Annotated in this window: 19 protein-coding genes and 1 pseudogene; 12 read left to right on the top strand and 8 right to left on the bottom strand. The window is 70.3% G+C overall.

What is annotated here, in order from left to right:
* Positions 1-106 precede the first annotated feature (106 nt).
* A complete protein-coding gene (locus JIAGA_RS32765; RefSeq protein WP_051425716.1) occupies positions 107-3,631 on the top strand; it encodes a phosphodiester glycosidase family protein in 3,525 nt (1,174 codons plus the stop codon).
* 182 nt (positions 3,632-3,813) lie between these two features.
* On the top strand, positions 3,814-4,569 hold the full coding sequence (locus JIAGA_RS0104490; protein WP_026874740.1) for a class I SAM-dependent methyltransferase: 756 nt from the start codon (positions 3,814-3,816) through the stop codon (positions 4,567-4,569).
* On the opposite strand, the gene JIAGA_RS0104485 is transcribed toward JIAGA_RS0104490, so the two are convergent.
* From JIAGA_RS0104485 to JIAGA_RS27530, 4 genes are all read right to left on the bottom strand, one after another.
* Positions 4,566-5,015 carry a type II toxin-antitoxin system VapC family toxin gene (locus JIAGA_RS0104485; RefSeq protein ID WP_026874739.1) on the bottom strand — a complete coding sequence of 150 codons (450 nt, stop codon included), beginning with the start codon at positions 5,013-5,015 and terminating at the stop codon, positions 4,566-4,568. The two genes, JIAGA_RS0104490 and JIAGA_RS0104485, sit on opposite strands and share 4 nt — an antisense overlap.
* A 2-nt stretch (positions 5,016-5,017) precedes the next feature.
* Complete coding sequence (locus JIAGA_RS0104480; protein ID WP_026874738.1) at positions 5,018-5,314, bottom strand: transcriptional regulator; 297 nt, start codon at positions 5,312-5,314, stop codon at positions 5,018-5,020.
* A gap of 97 nt (positions 5,315-5,411) precedes the next feature.
* Entirely contained in the window at positions 5,412-10,010 is a 4,599-nt protein-coding gene (locus tag JIAGA_RS0104475) for a lamin tail domain-containing protein (RefSeq protein ID WP_026874737.1), read from the bottom strand.
* A 256-nt stretch (positions 10,011-10,266) separates the two neighbouring features.
* A complete protein-coding gene (locus JIAGA_RS27530; RefSeq protein ID WP_035813409.1) occupies positions 10,267-10,875 on the bottom strand; it encodes a TetR/AcrR family transcriptional regulator in 609 nt (202 codons plus the stop codon).
* 101 nt (positions 10,876-10,976) lie between these two features.
* Here JIAGA_RS27530 and JIAGA_RS0104465 point away from each other — a divergent pair, with 101 nt between their 5' ends.
* The 4 genes from JIAGA_RS0104465 to JIAGA_RS0104450 all read left to right on the top strand — a co-directional run bounded on the left by JIAGA_RS0104465 (position 10,977) and on the right by JIAGA_RS0104450 (position 15,045).
* Positions 10,977-11,717 (top strand): SDR family oxidoreductase, encoded by a 741-nt coding sequence (locus JIAGA_RS0104465; protein WP_026874736.1) that lies wholly within the window; start codon positions 10,977-10,979, stop codon positions 11,715-11,717.
* 93 nt (positions 11,718-11,810) lie between these two features.
* Entirely contained in the window at positions 11,811-13,568 is a 1,758-nt protein-coding gene (argS, locus tag JIAGA_RS0104460; RefSeq protein WP_051425714.1) for an arginine--tRNA ligase, read from the top strand.
* Between the two features lie 26 nt (positions 13,569-13,594).
* Positions 13,595-14,044: a YdeI/OmpD-associated family protein gene (locus tag JIAGA_RS0104455; RefSeq protein WP_026874734.1), complete on the top strand. Its 450-nt coding sequence runs from the start codon at positions 13,595-13,597 to the stop codon at positions 14,042-14,044.
* Positions 14,045-14,109: 65 nt separating this feature from the next.
* Positions 14,110-15,045, top strand: coding sequence for an aldo/keto reductase (locus tag JIAGA_RS0104450; protein ID WP_026874733.1), 936 nt, complete (start codon positions 14,110-14,112; stop codon positions 15,043-15,045).
* Positions 15,046-15,089: 44 nt separating this feature from the next.
* Here the strand turns inward: JIAGA_RS0104450 and JIAGA_RS36070 are convergent.
* Positions 15,090-15,179: pseudogene (locus tag JIAGA_RS36070) on the bottom strand (tautomerase family protein); the annotation flags it as partial.
* Positions 15,180-15,214: 35 nt separating this feature from the next.
* On the bottom strand, positions 15,215-15,355 hold the full coding sequence (locus JIAGA_RS34290) for a hypothetical protein (protein WP_157552681.1): 141 nt from the start codon (positions 15,353-15,355) through the stop codon (positions 15,215-15,217).
* 122 nt (positions 15,356-15,477) lie between these two features.
* On the opposite strand from JIAGA_RS34290, the gene JIAGA_RS0104440 reads away from it, so the two are divergent.
* Complete coding sequence (locus tag JIAGA_RS0104440) at positions 15,478-16,473, top strand: YdcF family protein (protein ID WP_026874732.1); 996 nt, start codon at positions 15,478-15,480, stop codon at positions 16,471-16,473.
* A 107-nt stretch (positions 16,474-16,580) separates the two neighbouring features.
* Here the strand turns inward: JIAGA_RS0104440 and JIAGA_RS0104435 are convergent, their stop codons facing one another.
* Together JIAGA_RS0104435 and JIAGA_RS0104430 are read right to left on the bottom strand one after the other, a co-directional pair.
* The gene (locus JIAGA_RS0104435; RefSeq protein WP_026874731.1) at positions 16,581-17,171 is read right to left on the bottom strand and encodes a dihydrofolate reductase family protein; all 591 of its coding nucleotides are present in this window, start codon (positions 17,169-17,171) and stop codon (positions 16,581-16,583) included.
* An 81-nt stretch (positions 17,172-17,252) separates the two neighbouring features.
* A complete protein-coding gene (locus JIAGA_RS0104430) occupies positions 17,253-17,993 on the bottom strand; it encodes a FadR/GntR family transcriptional regulator (protein WP_026874730.1) in 741 nt (246 codons plus the stop codon).
* Positions 17,994-18,087: 94 nt separating this feature from the next.
* Between JIAGA_RS0104430 and JIAGA_RS0104425 the strand changes: the two genes are divergently transcribed.
* Genes JIAGA_RS0104425 through JIAGA_RS0104405 form a run of 5 tightly spaced genes read left to right on the top strand, consistent with a single transcriptional unit; the run spans position 18,088 to position 22,780 of the window.
* Positions 18,088-19,836, top strand: a complete 1,749-nt coding sequence (locus JIAGA_RS0104425; protein WP_026874729.1) for a dihydroxyacetone kinase family protein — start codon at positions 18,088-18,090, stop codon at positions 19,834-19,836.
* Between the two features lies 1 nt (position 19,837).
* Positions 19,838-20,308 (top strand): ribose-5-phosphate isomerase, encoded by a 471-nt coding sequence (locus tag JIAGA_RS0104420; RefSeq protein ID WP_026874728.1) that lies wholly within the window; start codon positions 19,838-19,840, stop codon positions 20,306-20,308.
* Positions 20,308-21,102 carry a triose-phosphate isomerase family protein gene (locus JIAGA_RS0104415; protein ID WP_026874727.1) on the top strand — a complete coding sequence of 265 codons (795 nt, stop codon included), beginning with the start codon at positions 20,308-20,310 and terminating at the stop codon, positions 21,100-21,102. Before JIAGA_RS0104420 ends, JIAGA_RS0104415 begins: the two co-directional genes overlap by 1 nt.
* Complete coding sequence (locus tag JIAGA_RS0104410; protein WP_026874726.1) at positions 21,099-21,893, top strand: sugar phosphate isomerase/epimerase family protein; 795 nt, start codon at positions 21,099-21,101, stop codon at positions 21,891-21,893. Before JIAGA_RS0104415 ends, JIAGA_RS0104410 begins: the two co-directional genes overlap by 4 nt.
* Complete coding sequence (locus JIAGA_RS0104405) at positions 21,890-22,780, top strand: phosphogluconate dehydrogenase C-terminal domain-containing protein (protein WP_051425710.1); 891 nt, start codon at positions 21,890-21,892, stop codon at positions 22,778-22,780. Before JIAGA_RS0104410 ends, JIAGA_RS0104405 begins: the two co-directional genes overlap by 4 nt.
* Positions 22,781-22,782: the final 2 nt, after the last annotated feature.

Below are 22,782 nucleotides of genomic sequence, written 5' to 3'. Positions count from 1 at the left end.
CCCCGGGAGGATTCAGCGTTCAGCGCGCGCGGGTTGGCTGGCAGTTATGCCCATTTCGCGCATATCACCTCACAACGAACGCGCCCGTGTCGTTCGCCGTCGTGGGATGGCGGCGGTCATCGTCGCCACGCTTGCCCTCGTCCTCGCAGGCCTGTCGACGCCGCCGACCCCGAGCGCCCAGGCGGCGCCGGGCGCACAGGCCGCGCCGGGTGAGTCGTGGTATCCCCAGCAGCTCGACTCGTGGTCGATTATCACCCAGCGCACCACGACCGCGCCGGAGCCGGTGACGAACGGGGTGACGTACGAGACCGAGTCGATCGCGTCGATCGACGGCAACGTGCCGATCCACGTCGTGACCGCGGATACCCGGGACGACAACGTCCGTCTCGGCGCGGTCGTGTCCAACGATTCCGTGGTCGATCCGGAGAACGAGACGGTGTCGTCGATGGCGAACCGGACGGGAGCCGTCGCCGGGATCAACGGCGGTTACTTCGATTTCAACGCCTCCGGACAGGCGGATCACGGCGAGATCGTCGACGGGGAGATCTGGAAGAGCCCGACGGCGAATCACGAAGGCACGGTGTCGGTGCTCCGTGACGGCTCGGTGGTGTACGGGAAGCAGGAGTTCAGCGGCACGGTCGCCGTGGAGGGCGGGCCGAGTCGCGCGCTCACGTCGGTGAACCGGCTGGACGACGCCAGCGGAGACGGCATCACGGCGGTCACGCCGCGACTCGGCGACGTGTCGAGCACCTGGTTCGGCGGGACGCGCGTGATGGCGCTGGGTACGTCCGACGACGACGGCGCGACGATCACCATCACCGACGTGACCGTCGGCGACTCGATCTCGGGTGAGCACTACGGCCTCATCGGCGGCGACGCCGGCAGCGCGGGCGGCCGGTGGATCCAGGAGAACGTCGAAGTCGGGACGGTCCTGACCACGACACAGCAGATCAGCCCGAACAACGACATCGCGCAGCTGATCCAGGGCCCGGGTCGCATCCTCAAGGACGGCGCGGTGTTCGACGACCCGATCAACCAGATGCCCAGCGGCCTGCACCCGGAGTCGGTGGTCGGCAGCACCGCCGACGGCGAGCTCGTCATGGCGGCGTTCGACGGTCAGAAGACGGCCGACGTCGCGTTGGGCGTCGGGTGGGAGCAGGTGGCCTCGTACATGCGCTCGCTCGGGGTGACCGATGCGGTCCTGCTCGACGGCGGCGGGTCGACCGACATGGTGGTCCGGCGGCCGGGCGACACCGAGGCCTCCGTGGTGAACACGCCCTCGGACCTGGCCGAACGACCCGTCGCGAACGGTCTGTTCGTCTATTCGACGGCGACCGAGCCCGGGCCCGCGACGAGCATTTCGGTCAACGGCGGCGAGTCGCTGTCCACAGCCACCGGCGTCGTCTCGCAGGTCGACGCCTTCGCGACCGATTCCGCGGGCAATCCCAGCTCCGACGACGTCCAGGTGACGGTCCAGCCCAGCAGGCTGGGCACCTGGGAGAACGGCAGGTTCACCGGCGGCTCGTCCGGTTCGGGTGTCTTGATCGTCCGGTCGGGCCGCGTCGTCGAGCCGCTGCAGGTGAGGGTGTCGGCGGTGTTCGACGAGTTGAGCATCTCGCCGGCCCAGCAGGGACTGCCCAACGGCGGTACGCAGCAGTTCACCGTGCGGGGCACGAGCCGCACGGGTCCGGCGGCCACCGTTGAGCCGGACTCGGTGGACTGGCAGCTCGATCGCAGCGATCTGGGCACGATCGACCCGGCCACCGGCGTATTCACCGCGGCCGCTTCCGGCAACGGCGAGGTCACCGTCAGCGCGTCCGCCGGCGGGCGCACAGCGACAGCGACACTGAGCGTCGGGTCCGTGATCGAGCCGCTCATCACCGCCGACAGTGCCGCCGACTGGCAGTTGCGGGCCGAGGGCGGTGCCACCACGGTGCCCGCCGACCGCCTCGCCGAGACCACCGACGTACCGCCGGGGTCCGACCAGGAGCGGTCGTTGCAGGTCGAATACACGTTCCCGAACGATCTCAACCAGCACCGGGTGCGGCTCGGCCCCAACAACGGCGCGGGCGTCCAGGTCCACTTGAACGAACTCGGGCAGAAGCCGCAGGACGCGTACTTCACGTTCAAGATCGACAGTCCTACTCCCCAGCAGTCGTGGATCGTCCTCAACGTCTCGGACGCGGAAGGGAACCTCCTCGGCCTGTGGACCGCGCTGTCGCCGGACGACTACAACCGCTGGAACACGATGAGCAAGAGCATCAACCGCGGTGTGTTCACGTCCTACCCGCTCACGATCCAGGACATCAGCCTGGTCGGCCAGTTCGCGACCGGCGCCGACCAGGGCACGTTCACCTTCGCCGGGATGGACGTGAGCTACGACGTCGGCACTCCGACCCAGGAGACGCCGTACGAGCCGATCAACCCGAACAACCCGTCCTGGCTGGAATACGTGCAGGACGCCTCCGAGTTCAAGCCCGGCGGTCAGACGTTCGTCCTCGGTGACGACGGCCACCTCGTGGCGTCGAACCCGACCTCGGCGAGCGCGATCAACGTCCGCGACATGGTCAGGCGGACGCAGGGCGAGGCCTACCAGACCGCGTCCGGCCAGACGGTCGCGCCGCTGCCGGACGAGGCCCGCCCCGAGGTGGCGGTGAGTCTCGGCGACATCTCCGACACCGGTCTGCCGGAGGACCTCGCGTTCGCGAAGGCCGTCTGGGAACAGTTCGACGTGCCCTTGTACGACGTCGTCGGCAATCACGAGATCAGTCAGGGCGCGTACCCGCAGAACGGGAACTTCTTCGACGTCTTCGGCCAGGACACGCACTTCTCGTTCGAGCAGGGAGATGCGACGTTCATCGGCCTGGACAACTCCAGCGGCTCGATCGTGAACTCGGACCCCTTCCAGGTGCCGGCCGAGCCGCAGTACCCATGGCTCGTGGAACAGTTGGACGAGGCGGACACGCCGGTCGTGTTCGTCGGCCTGCACTGGCCGGCCTACGACCACGCGCCGAGCAAGACGAACCAGTTCACGAGCCGCTGGGAGGCCGAGCAGTTCCTCCAGATCATCCAGAACTACCGCCTGGCGCATCCGGAGAAGCACGTGGTCGTGATGTACGGCCATTCGCGCGGGTTCGCCAACCAGCTCACCGATCCGCAGGGCAACCCAGCCGATGCGACGACGGGCATCCCCCAGTTCACGATCGCCGACATCGGTACCCAGCCGTACGTGGCCCCCGACCAAGGTGGCTTCTTCCACTTCGCGCTCTTCCACGTCAACGAGGACGGGACGGTTCAGTACACCGTCGAGCCGATGCTCCAGTCGGTGACCATCGATCAGGGCAGCGCAGGTGACGATGCAGCCTCGCCACGCAGCGACACTCTCGTGGCCGGCGAGACGAAGCAGTTCACCGCCACGGCGGTGAACACCGGCGGTAGCGACATCAGCAATCCACCCACGATGCCGGTGGCCGACCCGATGTCGCACGTCTGGGCGAGTTCGGACGAGCAGGTCGCCACGATCGACCCGGTGACGGGTGAGGTCACCGCCGTCCGGGCAGGCACTACGACGATCTCGGTGACCACGGGTGGCATCACCAGCAGCCTCGAGCTCACCGTGACACGCGACTGATCGTCGACGTGGCACGCACAGCAACGGCGAATCAGGGCTGAGAGGCCCCCGACGAGGGCTGCCGGCAACTCTCCACGAGCTGCCGGCAGCCCTTTTCGCGCACCAACCCGCCGCCGTCGGCGCCTGTCCCGGATCTACTATCGTGGTGACCCACGACGACGGGGCCATGGGAGAAGCTGAGGATGACCGGCGGGTTCGACGAGCTGATCGAGGCAGGGTCTTCCGCGGACGTGTCCGGGTGGGACTTCTCCTGGCTGGAGGGCCGGGCGACCGAGGAACGCCCGCCGTGGGGCTACGCCCGCCAGCTCGCTACCCGGCTGGGCACAGCCTCCGCGTCGCTGGACATTCAAACCGGTGGCGGGGAGGTGCTGGCCGAAGCGGCGACGTTCCCGCCGACGGCGGTGGCGACGGAATCGTGGCCGCCGAACGTGGCCCACGCGACCCGGCTGCTCCATCCGCGCGGGGTGGTCGTGATCGCTGACCCGGACGAACCGCCACTGCCGTTCGGGAACGAAGCATTCGACCTGGTCACCAGCAGGCACCCGGCGACGATCTGGTGGGACGAGATCGCCCGCGTGCTACGCCCTGGTGGCACGTACTTCGCCCAGCACGTCGGCCCGGCGAGCGTGTTCGAACTGATTGAGTTCTTCCTCGGCCCGCAGCCCGAAGCACGCCGAGGGCGGCATCCCGATGACGAGGCGGCTGCGGCCGAGGCGGCAGGCCTCGAGATCGTCGACCTCCGGACGGCGAAGCTGCGCATGGAGATCCATGACGTCGCCGCTGTGGTCTACCTGCTGCGCAAGGTGATCTGGTGGGTTCCGGGATTCTCCGTCGAGAAGTACCGAGACCGTCTCCGCGATCTGCACGACCTCATCCAGGCCGAGGGCCCGTTCGTCGCCCACTCGACCCGCCACCTCGTCGAGGCCCGCCGACCCTAGGCGGAGGTGTCGCCGGGGAGAAGATCGTGCCCTTCGGCCGCCGCGGCTTCGAGCAGCGCCTTGTCGAAGGCGGCGAACGCGATGCGCTCCGCGGCGGCATCACGCGTCGCTCCGGCACATGCGAGCTGGACCGCGTCATAGGCACGCAGTCCATGCCTGGCGGTCAAGCGAGCAGCTTCGTCGAGAACCTGAGGAGTGGCGGTGATGACGACGAATCGTGCCGGTTCATCGTCGGTTCCGAAATAGTCGGCTTCGAACTCCGCGACAAGAATCGCGGCGTGGTGAGCGGAGATCTCGCCCAGCCGGTGCTTCTTCCACACGGCGGCCGGCACTTCGACGCGCGCCAGCTCCGACACCACGATCAGCTCAAGCCGTCGCACGGCATCGGCGCCGGACTCATCGGCGTAGAGCTTGACCAGCGCCGACGAGTCGGCGAAGGCCGTCATACTCACCCGCGTTCCCGAGCGACGAGATCCGAGAGCGATGTTCCGTGGCCGGCTTCGCGCCGGGCACGGCGAGCCTCCTCCGGGTCCGGCCGCCGCCGAATGGCGCCTGCCGGAGCAATCAGGCCAGCCTGACTGAGCCGTTCGCGCAGCCGCTCCACGTCGCTTCCGGCGAACTCCGGATCCGTGGCCGCCCGCGCAAGCCGGGTGAGGTACTCGTTGAGGCTGCGTCCTTCGCGCGTAGCGGTACGCCGTACCCGCTCGACCAGCTCGTCGGGTGCACGCCACGTGATCTGACTCATGCATGCATGCTAGCAGGCGATTCGGCCTGGTACCACCCGCGACGGCGGCGGCGCCCTCACCTTCGAAAGGTGAAGGCGCCGCCGGTGCGGTTACGGGCTATCTCCGCGGTCTCGCTCTACCTGGCTCGACGACGACGGGGTCCGAGGTCGCCACCACGTCCTCGCCGTCACGTGAACCGGTGACCCTCACGGCGAGCTGCTGGCCGAGGAGGTCGTCGGTGATCCTGAACGTGCGCCTAGTGGCGCCCTCGATCGGTTCGCCGTTCACCATCCATTGGATGGAGAGCCTGGTGCCGGGTTCCCATCGCCCTGGCATGGCCACGACGGTCGAGCCCACCTCGACCTTGCCGTGGATCTGTGGGACGGGCGTCTCGTCGTCCATCACGACGACGGTGCGGACCTCGGAGATGCGCTCGCCGCCGTACGGGCCGGTGACGTCGACGTACCAGCCGTGCTCGCCGGCCTCGAGGCCCGGCCAGGTCGCGGTGGCGGTGGAGCCGGACGGCACCTCGGTCAGCACGGCGATGTCGCGGTCGGTCAGGACGTCGGCGCGGAACGAATCGGTGGCCAGTGTCTTGGTCGCCGGTGCGATCCCGGCCGCGGCGTAGGGGATCTCGAACTCCTGCATGCCCGCCGGGTTGTTGAGGGCGGCGTCGTCGGAGTCGAAGTCGTCCAGCGACGGCGAGTAGGTCCGGACGAGGATCTTCTCGCCGTCGTTGTCGAAGTGCAGCAGCCGCAGGTACCCCTGGCCTCCCTCGGGCAGGCCCTGGTAGTCGAACAGCATCGAGTAGACCTGCCGGTCCGCGGTGCCGTCGCCGTCGTCGTCGAAGTCGTCGACGCGGGTGTAGGCATCGTGGTAGTGGCCCGACACGACGGCGAACACGTTCGGGTTGGGCGCGACGACCTCGTCCATGATCCGTTGCGGGATCGGGCCGAGCCCGCCGGTGGTGAGCATGAACTCGTGCAGTTCGACGACGACCTTGCGCTCCGGGTACTTAGCGATCACCTCGTTCATCCAGGCGATCTCGTCGTCGCCCGGCGCCCACCCCATCGAGAGGAACAGCAGGTCGATGCCGCCCGCGGTGATGAGGTCGTAGTGACCGCGGTTGTCCAGGTAGTCGCCGCCCCACCAGGGGTTGTCCTGGTAGCGGGACGCGCCGAACCACCGTGAGAAGTGCGTGTAGTCGTTGTCGTGGCCGCCGACGTCGTGGTTGCCGGCGAGGACCCCGTACGGGAGGCCGGCATCGTCGAGCAGCTGGTACGCCGCGTCGGCCTTCACCCACTGGTGCTCCTCGGTGGAGACGTTGACCACGTCGCCGGTGTGCATGAGGTACTGCAGGTTGAGCTCGTCGCGCTGGTCCAGCAGGAACTCGTGGATCGCCAGCTGGTGCGGGTAGAAGTTGTCGGTCTCGTTGTAGTACTGCGTGTCCGACTCCCACGCGACGGTGAAGTCGTACGCCGAGCGCGGTGTCGCGTCCGGGTGGTACGGCGTGACGTCCGAGTCGCGCGTCGAGAGCACCTCGCCGGCGAAGCCCTCCGAGTGCTGGACGAGCACCGTCAACTCGCCCGCACCGCCGTCGGTGGACGACGTGTGGCCGGCCGCGGGGACGAGGGCGTCGAGCGTGAACGAGCCGCCTTCCGTCGCGACGTGCCGGTCCACCTCCTCCCAGGTGCCGTCGGCGGTGTCCTTGACGTACATCAGCACTTTGGCGCTGCTGTTGGCTGTTCCGTCCCAGGCGACGCGGACCCGGGCGTCCTCCCCGGCGTCGTCGGGAACCGCGACGGTGAACAGCTGGTAGGGGAAGGCGGTGTCCGAGGAGACCTCGTGGGTCACCCCGTCGGTGTTGCTGATCGCGGTGAGCTGCGCGTCGTCGAGCACGACGGCGTCGCTGCGGTCGGTGCTGATGGCGGTCCCGGTCTCCCCGGCGGCGACGACGACTTCCTCGTCGGCCGGGACGAAGGTCTGCCCCTCGCGGAAGCGGACCGTGAGCGGGTCGTCCTCAGCGGAGTCGACCGTGGCGGACAGTTCGACGTCGCCGGCCGGCACCTCGGCGCCGTCCTCCGGCCCGCCGAGCAGGACCTCCGGCTGTTCGTCGGCTGTGGTGAAGGCGACGGCCCGGGTGGCGGTGTTGCCGACCGCGTCGTCGGCGGTGACGACCAGCTCGTGCGCCCCCGGGGTGAGCTCGAGGGCCGAGAGCGAATAGGGCAGTGTCACGGGCTCGCCGTCGAGCGTGGCCGATAGCCCGCTGTCGCTCACGCCGGCGCCCGTGTCGGTGGCCGAGGCGTCCACGGTGACCTCGCCGCGGACCAGCTCGCCGTCGCTCAGGCCGGTCAGCTCGATGCTCGGCGCGGTGTTGTCGACGGTGACCGTCCGGGTCGCGCTCTCGGTGCCCGCGGTGGCCCGGACCTGGTGCTCGCCATCGGCCGCCGCGGTCGTGTCCCACAAGTGAGCGATCGACGTGAACGCGTCGTCGGGAAGGTCGAACGTGGCCAGGAAGTAGACCAGGTTGGCGTCGCTGAAGCCGATCCTGTCGCTCGGATCGGGGCAGGCGACCTCGGCCTCCTCGGTCCCCTCGGCGGCGGTCCGGCAGACGCTCGGGCGCAGGATGCGGCCGTCGGGCAGGGCCAGCCGGACGTTGAACGCGGCGAAGTCGTCGTTGTTCTCGTTCGGGTCCGGCTGTGGCCAGGCCTTTGTTCCGGCGTAGATGCCGACGGTGAGCTGCTCGCCCTTGATGACGGCGTCGACCGGCAGCTCGGTGGCCACCGTCTCGATGCGGCTGTAGAAGCCCTCGTCGAAGATGTGCAGGACCTCGTCGCCGAGGCGGACGCCGTTGCGGAAGAACGCGTCGGTGTTCGTCGCCTCGAAGGCGAAGATGGGCGAGGTCTCCAGCGACGGCACGGTGTCGGTCACGGCGGTGCCGTCGATGTCGACCGCCAGGCCGGCCGGGTCGCCCTCGGTGGTGGCGGTGATCCGGGTGGTCTCGGCGACGTACTGGCCTTCGGTCAGGTCGAGGCGGACCGGATCCGGGTCGCCTTCTTGCAGCACCCGGCGCACCGGACCGAGGTCCGTCTCGTTGCTGCCGTCAGTGGCACGGACGGTGTATTCCACCCACGCCTTGCCGAACAGGTCGACGGCGGGGATGACGTAGCCGTAACGGTTGGGCGCGTCGAACCGGAGCAGCCGCGTGGACGGCTCGTCGACGTCGGAGTCGATGGTCAGCTCGACGGTGCGCACCTGGCGGTCGTCGGTCACCTCGAAGTCGAGGGCGAGGCCGTCGGTGTCCGGCGCGTCGGTGCTGCCGGTCAGGTCGGTGACGACCGGCGCGGTGTCGTCGGCCGGCGTGACGACGAGGCCGGCGGGCACCTGATCGGGCGCGGCGTAGCCGGGGGTGGCGACGCCGGTCCCGACGAGGGTCTGCTCGGTGCCGGCCTCCCAGCGGTACTGGATCGGCTCGTCCGGCACCGTCTGCTCGTTGTTCATGTAGTCGGCGCGGTTGACCTTGTGGCCGGTGTTGGTCTCGACCTGGATGCCGCGCAGGCCGCCGTTGGCCATCCCGCCGGTGTGGATCTCGACCAGGTCGACGCCGGCGGTGAGGCGGCTGCCGAAGTGGGCGTTGAAGTCGGCGGCGGTCAGCGCCTGGTTCTGCGCGTTCTTGATCCACAGCACCAGCGTGCGGCCGGGCTGGATCACCGGGTCGGCCGGCTGGGCGGGCCACAGCGTGCTGTTGGTGACGTCGTGGTCGGCGTTGATGTAGAGGTAGTTGATCGTGAAGTCGGCGAAGGCGACCGGAGCGTCGGAGCCGTTGTAGACCTCGATGAACTCGTACGCGTCCGCGCCGCCGGTGTTGGACGTGTCCGGCGCGACCTCGGTGACCTGCAGAATCGGCGCGTCCAGCGCCGGGTCGGCCGGCGGGACCGGTTCCGGCTCGGGCACCTGCGGGTCGGTGGGAGTCGGCGTGGGCGTGGGCTCACCGGAGTCGGGCGCCTCGAGTTGAGCCGGCTCGACGGTACCGGCGGTGAACGGCGCCACGTCGGCGTGGACCCGGGCGCGCGGGCCGCCGTCGTCGCTGGGGACGCCGAAGTGGGTGGAGGCGTCGGCAGTCGACGTCCGGGCCGGGTAGTAGGACCAGGTCAGCGTGGCACCGCCGGCATCGGTGAGCCGGATGCCCCGGTTGCCGCCGTTGGCCATCCCGGCCTGGCCGGTGAGGTGAAAGACCGGGACGTCAGCCGCCGCGCCGACGGCGGCGCGGAACTCGTCGTCGGTGTGCGCGAAGCTGTCGACGGTGCTGGAGGTGTACTGCAGCCAGAACAGAGCGCTGTCGCCGGCGGCGACGGTCGCCGACTCCTCGGTGATGACGAGCGGCCGGTTGCGGTCGTCGCCGTCGGCGGTGTCCACGTAGGTGTACTGGATTCCCACGCCGGCGGCCAGCAGGTCGATATCGGTCTCGCTGGTGTTGGTGATCTCGACGAACTCGAAGTGGTCGTAGCCGCCGTTGTCGGGCGCGATCTCGGTGACCAGGAGCGGAAGGCCGTCGGGGAGCGGTTCCCTGGGTTCGGGCGTCGCGGTCGGCGAAGGCGTGGGAATCGGCGTCGGAGTCGGCTGGGTGGCGGCGAATGCCGGGCCGGCAAGGAGTGTGGAGCCGGCCACGGCCGCGGCGAGCACGGCGCCGAGGCTCCCCGTGAGCGATCTGCGCAAGGGTCGTCTCTCTGACTAAAGGGACATGATGAGCCAAATCAACCTAGGGGCGCTGCGTGGAGGCAGGTTGTCGGGACGGTGAACGCTCGGCGAGCGTCGGGCGTCGGGAGGTGACCGCAACGCGCCGCGCCTCAGCTGCCCATAGGCGCATGCTCGGTGGTTCGGAAGCGCAGGTCAGGGCCGGTTCGTGCGGTAGTTTCCGTGAGCGGCGCAGCTGACCGACGACGACATTTCTGGATCATCGAGTGACGGCGAGTCACCGCTCGACTCGGGCCGCCCCGTAGAGCGCCTGGTCGACCAGGCGTGGAACGAGAGACTCGTCGAAGGGCACCTTGAGCACGAGCAGCCGGTGGTAGCAGGCGCCCCAGAGCTGGTCGGCGATCACTTCGAGATCGGCGTCTCCGCGCAATTGCCCCTGCCGCTGGGCCGTACGCAGCCGTTCGCACGCGAGCTCGCGGCGCGGACGTGCGTACCGTTCCGCCCACGCGTGCGCCACTTGAGGGTCCATCTGCGCGGCGCCGACCAACTCGGACACCGGCGTGGCCGCGCCGTCGCGAGTCAGCCACCGAACGAACGAGGTCAGCTGCGAGATCAGGTCGGCCCGCACATCGCCGGTCTCGGGGAACGCCAGCACCGGCGCGCTCTGGGCGAAGTAGGCCTCCGCGGCAAGAGCGCCCGGCGAGGGCCACCACTTGTACAGGGTCATCTTGCTCGACCCTGCCTCCTTGGCCACCCGGTCGAACGTCACCGCGGACAACCCGTCCCGCAGCAGGACCCGGGCCGCCGCAGCCAGCACTCCTGCCCGCACCTCGGCAGCGGGCCTGCGGCCGCGTCCCCGCCGGACGGTCGTGGGTTGCTCGGACATCGGTACCTCCTCTCCCGGCACCACCATATCTGGACCGCTTGTACATTTAGCCATGCGGGTCGTAATGTACTTGCTGTCCACATAGTTACGGAGGCGCGCTCATGACCAGCAACACCACCGATCGGGTCGCGATCGTCACCGGGGGTTCGGGCGGCATCGGCCGGGCCAGCGCATTGCGCCTCGCGCGCGAGGGCATCGCCGTGGTGGTGCACTTCAACAGCAACAAGGCCCCCGCCGAAGAGACGGTGAAAGCGATTACGGAGACCGGCGGGCGGGCCGTCGCCGCTGGCGGCGACATCGCCGACGAGACCGCGGCGACAGCCCTGTTCGATACCGCCGAACGCGAGTTGGGCGGTATCGACGTGCTCGTGCACACCGCCGGCATCATGCCGCTGTCGCCGATCGCGCAACTCGACCTGGAGGACTTCGACCGCATCCAGCGCGTGAACGTCCGCGGCACCTTCGTCGTCGACAAACTCGCCGCCCAGCGGATGCGCGCCGGCGGTGCGATCATCAACTTCTCCACCTCGATCACCCGGCTCCAGGCACCCGCCTACGGCGCCTACGCCGCGTCCAAGGGTGCGGTCGAGGCGATCACCTTGATCCTCGCGCGCGAGCTGCGTGGCCGCGACATCACCGTCAACGCGGTCGCCCCCGGCCCCACCGCCACGCCGCTGTTCTTCGAAGGAAAGAGCCAAGAGCTGATCGACCGAATCGCGGACAACAACCCGTTCCAGCGCCTGGGCACGCCGGAGGACATCGCCGAGGCGGTGGCGTTCCTGGCCGGGCCAGCCCGCTGGGTCAACGGCCAGACGATCTTCGTCAACGGCGGTGCGGCCTGAGACCCGGCTCGGCGGCGAGCACTGGCATGATCATCAACGGTTTGGTGCGTGATAGCACACCAAACCGTTGATGATCATGGTGGACTTACGTCCGTGAGTGACCACGAGGTGCCGCCGCTGCTGGGCCACGTCGCTACTGCCGTGTCCGCGGCCATCGACCGCGCCCGCCCTGACCTGGCAGGCGCCGACCCCGTGGTGCGCCGATCCGAGCATGCCGACTTCCAGTCCAACGCCGCGCTCGCTCTCGCCAAGCGCGCGGGCACGAAGCCTGCCGACCTCGCGGCCCAGCTGCGCACCACCCTCGGCGGCGACCGGGTCGGTTCTGTGGAGCTGTCCGGTCCGGGCTTCCTCAACATCAAGGTGCCCGACCATGCGGTCTGGGAGCAGGTGTCCGCACGGCTGGCCAGCCCTCGGCTCGGTGTCACGGCGCCACAGGACGGCGTGCGGACGGTCGTCGACTACTCCGCGCCCAACATCGCCAAAGAGATGCACGTCGGCCACCTCCGCACCACCATCATCGGCGACAGCCTCGCCCGCGTCCTCGACTTCCTCGGCGCCGACGTGATCCGGCAGAACCATCTCGGCGACTGGGGCACCCAGTTCGGCATGCTGATCCAGTACCTGGACGAGCATCCGGAGGCGACCTGGCACCACGACGAGCTCACCGGCAACACCTCTGCCGTTTCCGCCCTGGACGAGCTGTACAAGGCCGCGCGCAAGGAGTTCGACGCCGATCCGGCCTTCGCCGACCGTTCCCGGTCGCGGGTGGTCGCACTCCAGTCCGGCGACCCCGCCACCATCGCCCGGTGGAAGGAGATCGTCGCCGAGTCCGAGACCTCCTTCCGCGACATCTACGACCGGCTCGGCGTGCTGATCACGCCGGAGGACTCCGTCGGCGAATCGTTCTACGACCCGATGCTGGCCGGCACCATCGACGAGCTCGTCGCCGCCGGCATCGCCGTGGAGAGCGACGGCGCCCTGGTCATCTTCTCCGAGGAGGTCACCGGACCCGACGGCGACCCGGTTCCGCTCATGGTGCGCAAGCGTGACGGCGGCTACGGCTACGACACCACCGACCTGGCCACGATCCGCTACCGCATCCGCGATCTCGAGGCGCAACGGCTGCTGTACGTCACCGACTCCCGCCAGGCCCTGCACTTCCGGTTGATCTTCGAGGCAGCGCGCCGCGCCGGATGGCTCGCCGACGCCGTCGATGCCGAACACGTCGCCTACGGCACCGTCCTCGGCCCGGACGGTCGTCCCTTCAAGACCCGCGCCGGCGGCACCGTGCGGCTGATGGATCTCCTGGACGACGCGGTGGCGCGGGCTCGTGCGGTGGTCGCGGAGCGCGATCCCGGCCGGGACGCGGCGGAGCTCGACCGGATCGCCGAGGACGCCGGAATCGGCGCCGTCAAGTACGCGGACCTGTCCACGTCCAGGGTCAAGGACTACGCCTTCGACGTGGATCGCATGGTGTCGTTCACCGGCGACACCGGCGTCTACCTGCAGTACGCACACACGCGCATCCGGTCCATCCTCCGCAAGGCCGGCGACGCCGGGGACACCGTCGACCCGAGCATCCCGCTCGAGCCGGCCGAGCGCGCCCTCGCCCTGGAGCTCGACGCCTACGGCACCACCCTTGCCGAGGTGGCCGACACCCTCGAGCCGCACCGCCTCTGCGGGTACCTCTACGACCTTGCCCGCGACTTCACGGTCTTCTATGAGGCCTGCCACGTACTCAGCGCCGGCGAACCCGTCCGTGGCAACCGGCTGGCGCTGTGCCGGCTCACGGCTCGCACGCTCGAACACGGCCTCGGTCTCCTCGGCATCGCGGCGCCAGAACGGATGTGACGGAAAACCTGCGTACCGTGTGCGGCATGGTCACTTTTCACACCACGCTCTGGGCCAGCGGCGGCAACAACGTCGGGATCGTCGTGCCGGAGGAGGTCGTGCTGTCGTTCGGACGCGGGAAGCGGGTGCCGGTCACCGTCACGATCGATGGCGCCTACACCTACCGGAACACCATCGCGTCCATGGGTGGGCAGTACCTGATCTCGTTCAACGCCGAGACCCGCGCGGCGACCGGCCGTGGAGCCGGCGACGAGGTCGAGGTCACCCTCGAAGTCGACGACGCGCCGCGCACGGTCGAGACTCCCGAGGCCCTCGCCAGGGCGTTCGCGTCCGACCCGAAGGCGGCTGAGGCCTGGTCCAGGCTCTCCTACAGCAAGCAGCGCGCCCACGCGCTGGCGATCGACGGCGCCAAGGCGGAGGAGACCCGCCAGCGCCGCGTCGACAAGATCCTCGCCGAGCTGCGCGACGCACCCTGACAAGTAGGTGTCGTTCCTGCTCGGTGCCCCCGCCGCACCCTGACCCTTCGACGAGGAGAATCCGCATGAAGACTGTCCCCTTGGGTGCCACCGGCCGTCAGGTGCCGAACGTCGTGCTCGGCCTGATGCGCATCGGCGAGCTGGACGACGACGCCGTGCTTGAGCTGGTGCGCACGGCGCGTGACGCGGGCGTGGACTTCGTCGACCACGCCGACGTGTACGGCGGCGAGCTGCACGCGTGCGAGCGCCGTTTCGCCGAGGCGATGAAGCTGACGCCGTCGCAGCGCGCGGAGTTCACCATCCAGACCAAGGCGGGCATCGTGCGTGAGGGCCCGTACTTCGACTTCTCGTACGAGCATCTGATCGAGTCCGTCGAGGGTTCGCTGCGCGCCCTCGACACCGACTACGTCGACGTGTTGCTGCTGCACCGCCCGGACGCGCTGGTCGAGCCGGACGAGGTGGCCCGCGCCTTCGACGAGCTGGAGTCGTCGGGCAAGGTGCGGGCGTTCGGCGTGTCGAACCACACGCCGCGGCAGATCGAGCTGCTGAAGCGTTCGGTGCGGCAGCCGATCGTGGCCAACCAGCTGCAATTGTCGATCACCCATGCGCCCATCGTGGCGCAGGGCGTGGCAGCGAACATGCACGGCGAGGACCAGTCGGTCACGCTCGACGGCGGCGGCGTCCTCGACTACTGCCGCCTGCAGGACATCACCGTGCAGGCGTGGTCGCCGTTCCAGGCGGGCTTCTTCAACGGCGTCTTCCTCGGTTCGCCCCGCTACCCCGAGCTCAACGCCGTCATCGACCGGCTGGCCGCGAAGTACGACGTGCCGCCGATCGCGATCGCCGTGGCCTGGATCACCCGTCACCCCGCCCGCATGCAGGTCGTGCTGGGCACCACCACACCGGAACGCGTGGCGGGCGCCACGCGGGGCTCCGACCTCCCGTTGACCCGGCCGGAGTGGTACGAACTGTTCCGCGCCGCCGGGTACCGGGTGCCCTGACCGCGAAGCGCCCGCCAGGCACCGCCGGGGCGTGCCCCCAGTGCCTCGACGGCGGCATCGGTGACGGCGGCGGCGACGGCCCGCTTCTGCTCGACGGTGCGCCCGCGCAGGAGCTGGACGGTGCTGCTGGGCATGGGCGTCGTTCCCCTCGGACCGGTGTGCGGGTGTGTCAGAGTTCCGCGATGATCGTCGTCAGCTCGGTGAAGTCGTCCAGTCCGAACGAACCGAGCTCCCGGACAGGCGGCGCCGGCCAGCCGGACACACACCTCGACGGCGAGCTGGCGGGCTCCAGGAACGACTTCTCGATCACTCTGGAGGACGTCGGGAACGGTGACCCTACCGCCGACGAATTCCTCGGGAACGACCGTTCGTCGTCAGCGGGTCGCCCGAAACCCCCAGCGAGCCGCCCGGGCGCATGGTTACTGTGCGCGCATGACGTCGCTCGCCGTCGGCGGAGCCCTGCTCGCCGCCTTCGCCTACCGCTTCCAGCGGGAACCCCGCCGGCTGAGCAACGTGCTCCTCCTGGTGTTCGGAGCGGGCTTCCTGCTGGTCGGATTGCTGGGCGACTTCGCCCAGGTGCTGATGGTGATCCTGGTGGCCATTTCGCCGCTGCTCGTCATCGGCCTGGCGGTCCTGCTCATCGCCAACGGCATCACCGTGCTGCGCCGCGAACGGCTGCGACTGTCCAACGCCATGTCCCTGCTGGCCGGAACCGCGATCGTCGCCGTCGTCGTGATCGTCCCCGTCGGGTACCTGATCGCCTACCGCCAGCAGGACGCCACGATCCTCTTCCCGCTCCTGTTCGCCCTGCTGGCAGTGGCCGGCTACATCGGGTTCGTGTTCACCCTCGTCACCCTCTACGCCGTCGTCTACTCTCGCTTCACGCCCCGGCCCGGGCACAGCGCGATCGTGGTGCTCGGCGCGAGCGTGGCGCGCGGCACCGTGCCGCCGCTGCTGGCCAGCCGTCTGGACAAGGCCATCCAGCTCTACCACCGAGAGCGCGCCGCCGGCTACACGCCGTTCGTCGTCGCCTCCGGCGGGCAGGGACCCGATGAGCCGGTCTCCGAAGCCCACGCCATGGCCGCGTACCTGCAGGAGCACGGTGTCCCACGCGATGTCCTGATCGAGGAGGACCGCTCCACCTCCACCCGGGAGAACCTGACGTTGAGCCGGGAGTTGCTCGCCGAACGTGCCGCCGACGGCCGGCTGCTCGTCGTCACCAGCAGCTACCACGCGCTACGCGCCGCCATCCAGTCCCGGCGGCTGCGCCTCCCGGCCCAGGTCGCCGGTGCCACGACCGCCCGCTACTACGTACCGAACGCGTTCCTGCGGGAGTTCGTCGCGCTTTTCGCCGAGCACAAGGTCCTGCACGGAACCATCATCTGTCTCCTCATCGGCGGGCCCGTTCTGCTCTACCTCGTGGGGTGACGCGTCCGGCATCTGCCTTGCGGCCTTGGCACGCGATCCACACTGGGCTGACTGAAATGTCCGACCTCAGCGGTGATATCGCCTACCAAGGCGAAAGCAACGAGCGGTCACGACGCCGGACGACGGACTCGGTACGCCAGGTGCAGCACACGGTCGCCCTGGATCACCGTGTGCGGATCCTCCAGCAGGTGCTGGGCGTCGACCGGCCCGAAGTACCGCTTGCCCGAGCCGAACACCACGGGCACCACGTCCATCGCCACCTCGTCGACCAGGCCGAGACCGAACGCCTGCCCGCCGGCGTCGCCCGCCGCCACGGCGACGGTGCGATCCTCCCCGGCCAGCTCCTTGGCCAGCCCGACCGCCCGCGCCACGTCGTCGACGAAGTGGTAGCGCGCTTCCGGATGCCAGCCGGCGGGCTTCGGCCGATGCGACACCACGACCACGTGCTCCCCCGCAGGCGGCGACCCTTCCCAGCCGTTCGTGATGTCGAACAGGCGCCGCCCGATCACCATCGAGCCGATGTTCGCCCACACCGGCTTGACGTATTCGGCCGACGTGCGCGAGATCGTCATCCTGCCGGCCGAATCGAGCGGGACCTCACCGTTGAAGTACCACTCGAACAGCGGCCCGACCTCGTCGTGGTTGTCGGCGATGAAGCCGTCGACCGACACCACGTTGTGCATGATCACGGTGCTCATGTCGTCTCCTCGGTGTCCTGCTGCCTGACCGTGCTCGCTGTCCGGGTAGACCAGTGGCACCGGGAGAACTCATCGCTGCGGTCAGGGGGAGTCGGCTTCGGCGACCAGGCGGGCCGAGGCGGTGGCCATGTGGACGGCCATGGCCGAGGCGGCGGCGTCCTCGTCGCCGTCGCGGAGGGCGCGGAAGACGGCTTCGTGTTCGTGCAGCGCGACCACCGCCTGCTCGTGGTCGTGCACCGCGCGGTCGGCGTAGACCTGGAGCAGGGACCGCACGACGTGCAGCAGGTCGATCAGCGTGGCGTTGGCAGCGGCGTCGGCGAGGGCCTGGTGGAAGTCGCGGTCGGCGCGGGCGAACTCGGGGAGCTCGCCGGTGGAGGCACGCATGCGCTCGAGATGGCCGCCGATGACGTCGAGCTGCGATGCAACGGCCCGCCGCGCGGCCAGCCGCACGACGTAGATCTCGAGCCCGGAACGCAGTTCGAGCAGCTCGGCGGTGTTGCGCTCGCCGACGAGCAGGCCCCAGCGCAGCGTCTGCGGCAGCAGGTCGCTGACCGCGCCGCGCAGGTAGGTGCCCGAGCCTGGCCGGACGTCGACGATGCCGAGGATCTCCAGCGCGGCGAGCGCCTCGCGGATCGCGGAGCGCCCGACGCCCAGCGCGGCCGCCAGCTGCCGTTCCGGGGGTAGCCGCGTGCCCGGAGCGACCGCGCCGCTGGTGAACAGGTCGAGCAGCCGCCGGGCGACCTCCGACACGGGCGTGGCGGCAGGGAGCGTGCCGAGCGCGGCCGTGATCTCGGACGACGGGTCGGTGCGGAACGCGGGCACCGCACCAACATATCTGGCCGCCCAGTCACCTTGAAACCGGTCAACCGGTTTGCCAGTATGGACTCCCACGCACCCACCCGTCGGAGGAGGCTTGATGACCAGGCTGTGGAACGACCCGGCCGACTTCGCCGACGAGATGACGGCGGGGTTCGTCGCGGCACACGAGCGATACGTGCGGCGCGTGCCCGGTGGCGTCGTACGGAGCACCACGAGCCCGGACGGCCAGGTCGCGGTGGTCGTCGGCGGCGGATCGGGGCACTATCCCGCCTTCGCCGGCCTGGTGGGTCAGGGCCTCGCGCACGGGGCGGCGATGGGCAACCTGTTCGCCTCCCCCGCGGCCGCTCAGGTGTACTCGGTGGCCGCGGCGGCGCACCGCGGCGGCGGAGTTCTGCTCAGCTACGGCAACTACGCCGGCGACGTGCTCAACTTCGACGCCGCACAGGAGAAGCTGCGTGCCGACGACATCGCCTGCGAGACGGTCGTGGTCACCGACGACATCTTCAGTGCGCCACCGGCCGAGAAGCACAAGCGTCGCGGCATCGCCGGTGACCTCACCGTGTTCCGCACGGCGGCGGCCGCCGCGGAGGCCGGGTACGACCTCGCCGGCGTGGTCGAGGTCGCGCGGCGGGCGAACGAGCGAACCCGCTCGTTCGGTGTCGCCTTCAGCGGCTGCACCCTGCCGGGCGCCGGCCGGCCGTTGTTCACCGTCCCGGAGGGGCGGATGGCGGTGGGGCTGGGCATCCACGGTGAGCCCGGCATCGAGGAGACCGAGGTGCCCACCGCGGACGGCCTGGCCGAGATGCTGGTCGCCCGCCTGCTCGACGAACTCCCGGACGGTGTGCCGGCGGCTGCCGGTGCGCGGGTGGTGCCGATCCTGAACGGACTCGGGTCACTGAAGTACGAGGAGATGTTCGTCGTCTACCGGCGCATCGCCCACCTGCTCACCGAGGCACAGCTCCAGGTCGTCGACCCGCACGTGGGTGAGTACTGCACCAGCTTCGACATGGCCGGCACCTCGCTGACGCTGTTCTGGCTCGACGACGAGCTGGAGCGGCTGTGGTACGCCCCCGTCGACACGCCCGCCTACCGGCGCGGCACCGTCGCCCCGGCCGCCCGGCAGGAGACGACCTCACCCGGCGCCGGCCAGGCCACCGGCGACGGCCCGGGCGCGGTTCCGCCGTCGGACGAGGACGCCCGCGCCGTCGCCGCCATCGTTCACACGGCGCTGCGCACCATCGCCGAGACGATGGACGCACACGCGGAGCACCTGGGCCGGCTCGATCAGGTCGCCGGGGACGGCGACCACGGCATCGGGATGCGGCGCGGCGCCCAGGCCGCCGTCGCCGCGGCCACCGAGGCGATCCAGGCTGAAGCGGGCGCCCGGACAACGCTGCGACGCGCCGCCGACGCGTGGGCCGAACGTGCCGGCGGCACCTCGGGCGCGCTGTGGGGCGTCATGCTCGCCGCCGTCGCCGACCGGCTCGGCGACACGGGGAAGCCGTCCGCCGTCGACGTCGCCGCGGGCGTCGCCTCCGCGTCCCGGGATGTCGCCGCCTACGGCAAGGCGGCGGTCGGCGACAAGACGCTCGTCGATGCGCTCGTCCCGTTCAGCACCGAGCTGACCAGGGCCGTCGAGGCCGGGGCGTCGCTCCCGGCGGCATGGACCGACGCTGCGGCCGCCGCCACCAGAGCGGCCGCCGCCACCGCGGACCTGCTGCCGCGGGTGGGCCGCGCCCGGCCGCACGCGCAGAAGAGCCTGGGCACCCCCGACCCCGGCGCCCACTCCCTCGCCCTCGTGGTCACCGCCGTGGCGGGCGTGCTCGACGACACCGGAAGGAACTGACGTGCTCCAGCCTCTGCGCATCGTCGTCGGCAGCGACGACGCCGGGTACGACTACAAGGAGACCCTCAAGCGCGACCTCGAGCAGCACCCCGGTGTCGCATCGGTCGTGGACATGGGCGTGGACGCCGACGGGCACACCCCGTACCCGAAGGTCGCGATCGCGGCTGCCCAGCAGGTCGCCGCCGGGGACGCCGACCGCGCGCTCCTGATCTGCGGCACCGGGCTCGGTGTCGCGATCTCCGCGAACAAGGTGCCCGGCATCCGCGCCGTGACGGCGCACGACAGCTTCTCGGTGGAGCGCTCCGTACTCTCCAACGACGCCCAGGTGCTGACCATGGGCCAGCGCGTCATCGGCATCGAACTGGCACGCCGGTTGGTCAAGGAGTGGCTCTCCTACCGCTTCGACCCCGCGTCGGCGTCGGCGGCGAAGGTCGCGGTCCTCGACGAGTTCGAAACCACGGGCTCCTGCTGATGACCGCGACGGTCACGGTGGGCGTGAGCCTGAAGACGTACTTCGGACACCGCCAGGCCGCCGGGTGGTGCGAGCGGGTCGCCGAACTGGCCCGTTCGCATCACGCTGTCGCCTCGGGCGACGTGGACCTGTTCGTCCTGCCCACCTATCTGCAGATCCTGCCGGCGCTGCGTGCCTTCGCCGACACGACCGTGCGGGTCGGCGCCCAGGACGTCGCCGGCCACGACCCCGGCGCCTTCACCGGCGAGGTGAGCGCCGCCGAGCTCGCCGAGGTCGGCGCCGAGCTGGCCGAGGTGGGGCATGCCGAACGGCGCCGGCTGTTCGGCGAGACGGACGTCGACGTCGCGGCCAAGTCCGCCGCGGCGCTGCGCCAGGGGCTCACGCCCGTGCTGTGCGTCGGTGAGACCGAGCGGCTCGCCCCGGACGCCGCGGCCGCCGCCACCGTCGCGCAACTGCGCGGCGGGCTCGACGGCGCTCCGCCCGGCACGGTGATCGTCGCCTACGAACCGGTGTGGGCGATCGGCGCTGCCGAGCCCGCACCGGCACCACACATCGCCGCGGTGGGGCGGGCGCTGCGCGCCGCGCTGGACGGGCTGGCCGAGCGCGCCGGCAGCGCCGTCGTCTACGGCGGGTCCGCCGGCCCCGGGCTGCTCACCGAGCTCACCGCCGTCGACGGTGCCGTCGACGGCCTGTTCCTCGGCCGGTTCGCCCACCAGCCCGGCGCGCTCGCCGCCGTCCTGGACGAGGCGGCCGCGCTCGCCGCCGGCCGCGCTCCAGCCCCGGACCCCGCATGATCGGGCTCGGCACCTACGCGTTCTTCTGGCAGCACTCCGACCGGGTCGACGATCCGCTGTCGCTCGTCGGCGCGTTCGAGGCGACCCGCGAACTGGGCGTGGAGCTGTTCCAGATCTGCGACTACCCGCCGCTGGAGTCGATGGGCGACGGCGAGCTGCGGCACGCCGCGGCGGCCGCGCGCGACCTGGGCCTGACCATCGAGCTGGGCACCAAGGGCATCGAGCCCGGCCGGCTCGACCGGTTCCTCCAGCTCGCCGACGTCTTCGGTGCGTCCCTGGTGCGCAGCATGCTGTACGGACCGGACACCCGCCCGACCCTTGCCGAGGCGGAGCACTGGCTGCGCACCGCGCTGCCGGCGTACGAAGCGGCCGGTGTCACGCTCGCCCTGGAGACGTACGAGCAGGTCGCGACCGCTGACCTGATGACGCTGGTGTCGTCGTTCGCCGAGCAGAGCCTCGGGATCTGCCTCGACCCCGGCAACGTCGTCGCCCGGCTGGAGCGGCCCCGCGACGCCGTGGAGCTGACGGCCGGCCGGGTGGTCAACGTGCACGTCAAGGACTTCGCCTTCGCCCGGCAGCCGGGCTGGGTGGGCTTCACCTACGGCGGCGCGCCCATGGGCAGCGGCCTGCACGACTACCCGCACCTGCTCGACACGGTCCGGCCGCGCGAACGCGACGTCAACGAGATCGTCGAGCACTGGCTGCCCTGGCAGGGCGACGCCCAGACCACCGTCCGGACCGAGCGGGACTGGACCCGCATCACCGTCGACTACCTCAGGAGCACGCTGTGACCTCCACGACCCCCACGACCCCACCGACCCCGTTCACCGACGTCTACACCATCGCCGTCATCGGAGCTGGCGGCAAGATGGGCATGCGCATCTCGAACAACCTCGTGAAGACACCCCACCGCGTCCGCTACGTCGAGAACTCCCCCACCGGGCAGCAGCGCACGCTCGACGCGGGCCGCGAGCTCACGGACGCCTCGAGCGCCGTGGCCGACGCCGACATCGTGGTGTTCGCGGTGCCGGACCTCGCGCTCCGGACGGTCACGGCCGACCTGGTGCCGCGGATGCGGCCCGGCTCCATCGCGCTGACGCTCGATCCCGCGGCCGCGTACGCGGGGCTGCTCACCACCCGGCCCGACGTCACGCAGGCGGTCGCTCACCCGTGCCACCCGTCGATCTTCCTTCAGCGCACGACGCCCGAGGAGTACGCCGACACCTTCGGCGGCATCGCGGCACCGCAGGACGCGATCGCCGCGGTCGAGTCGGACGACCCGGCGGCCGCGCGGATCGTCGAGGCCACCGTGCGGGCCATCTACGCGCCGGTGGTCGACGTCCACTGGGTCACGGTCAAGCAGCTCGCCCAGCTGGAGCCGACGCTGGTCGAGACGATCGCATGCATGGTCGGCGCGCTGCTGAAGGAGGCTCTCGACGAGGCCGTGAACACGATGGGCGTTCCCGAGCCCGCGGCCCGCAGCATCCTGCTCGGCCACACCCAGGTGGCGCTCGCGAACGGCCTGCGCGGCGACAACCCGTTCAGCGACGCGTGCCTCATCGCGATGGACTACGGCCGGGAGAGCATCGTCAGGGAGGACTGGAAGAAGGTCTTCCGCGACGACGAGCTCGACAAGAACCTCGCCCGCATGCTGCACCTCGACGCCATCGAACGGTAGGG

This window comes from Jiangella gansuensis DSM 44835 (genome assembly GCF_000515395.1).
Lineage (GTDB): Bacteria > Actinomycetota > Actinomycetes > Jiangellales > Jiangellaceae > Jiangella > Jiangella gansuensis.
This window is presented reverse-complemented; position numbering and strand designations above follow the sequence as displayed.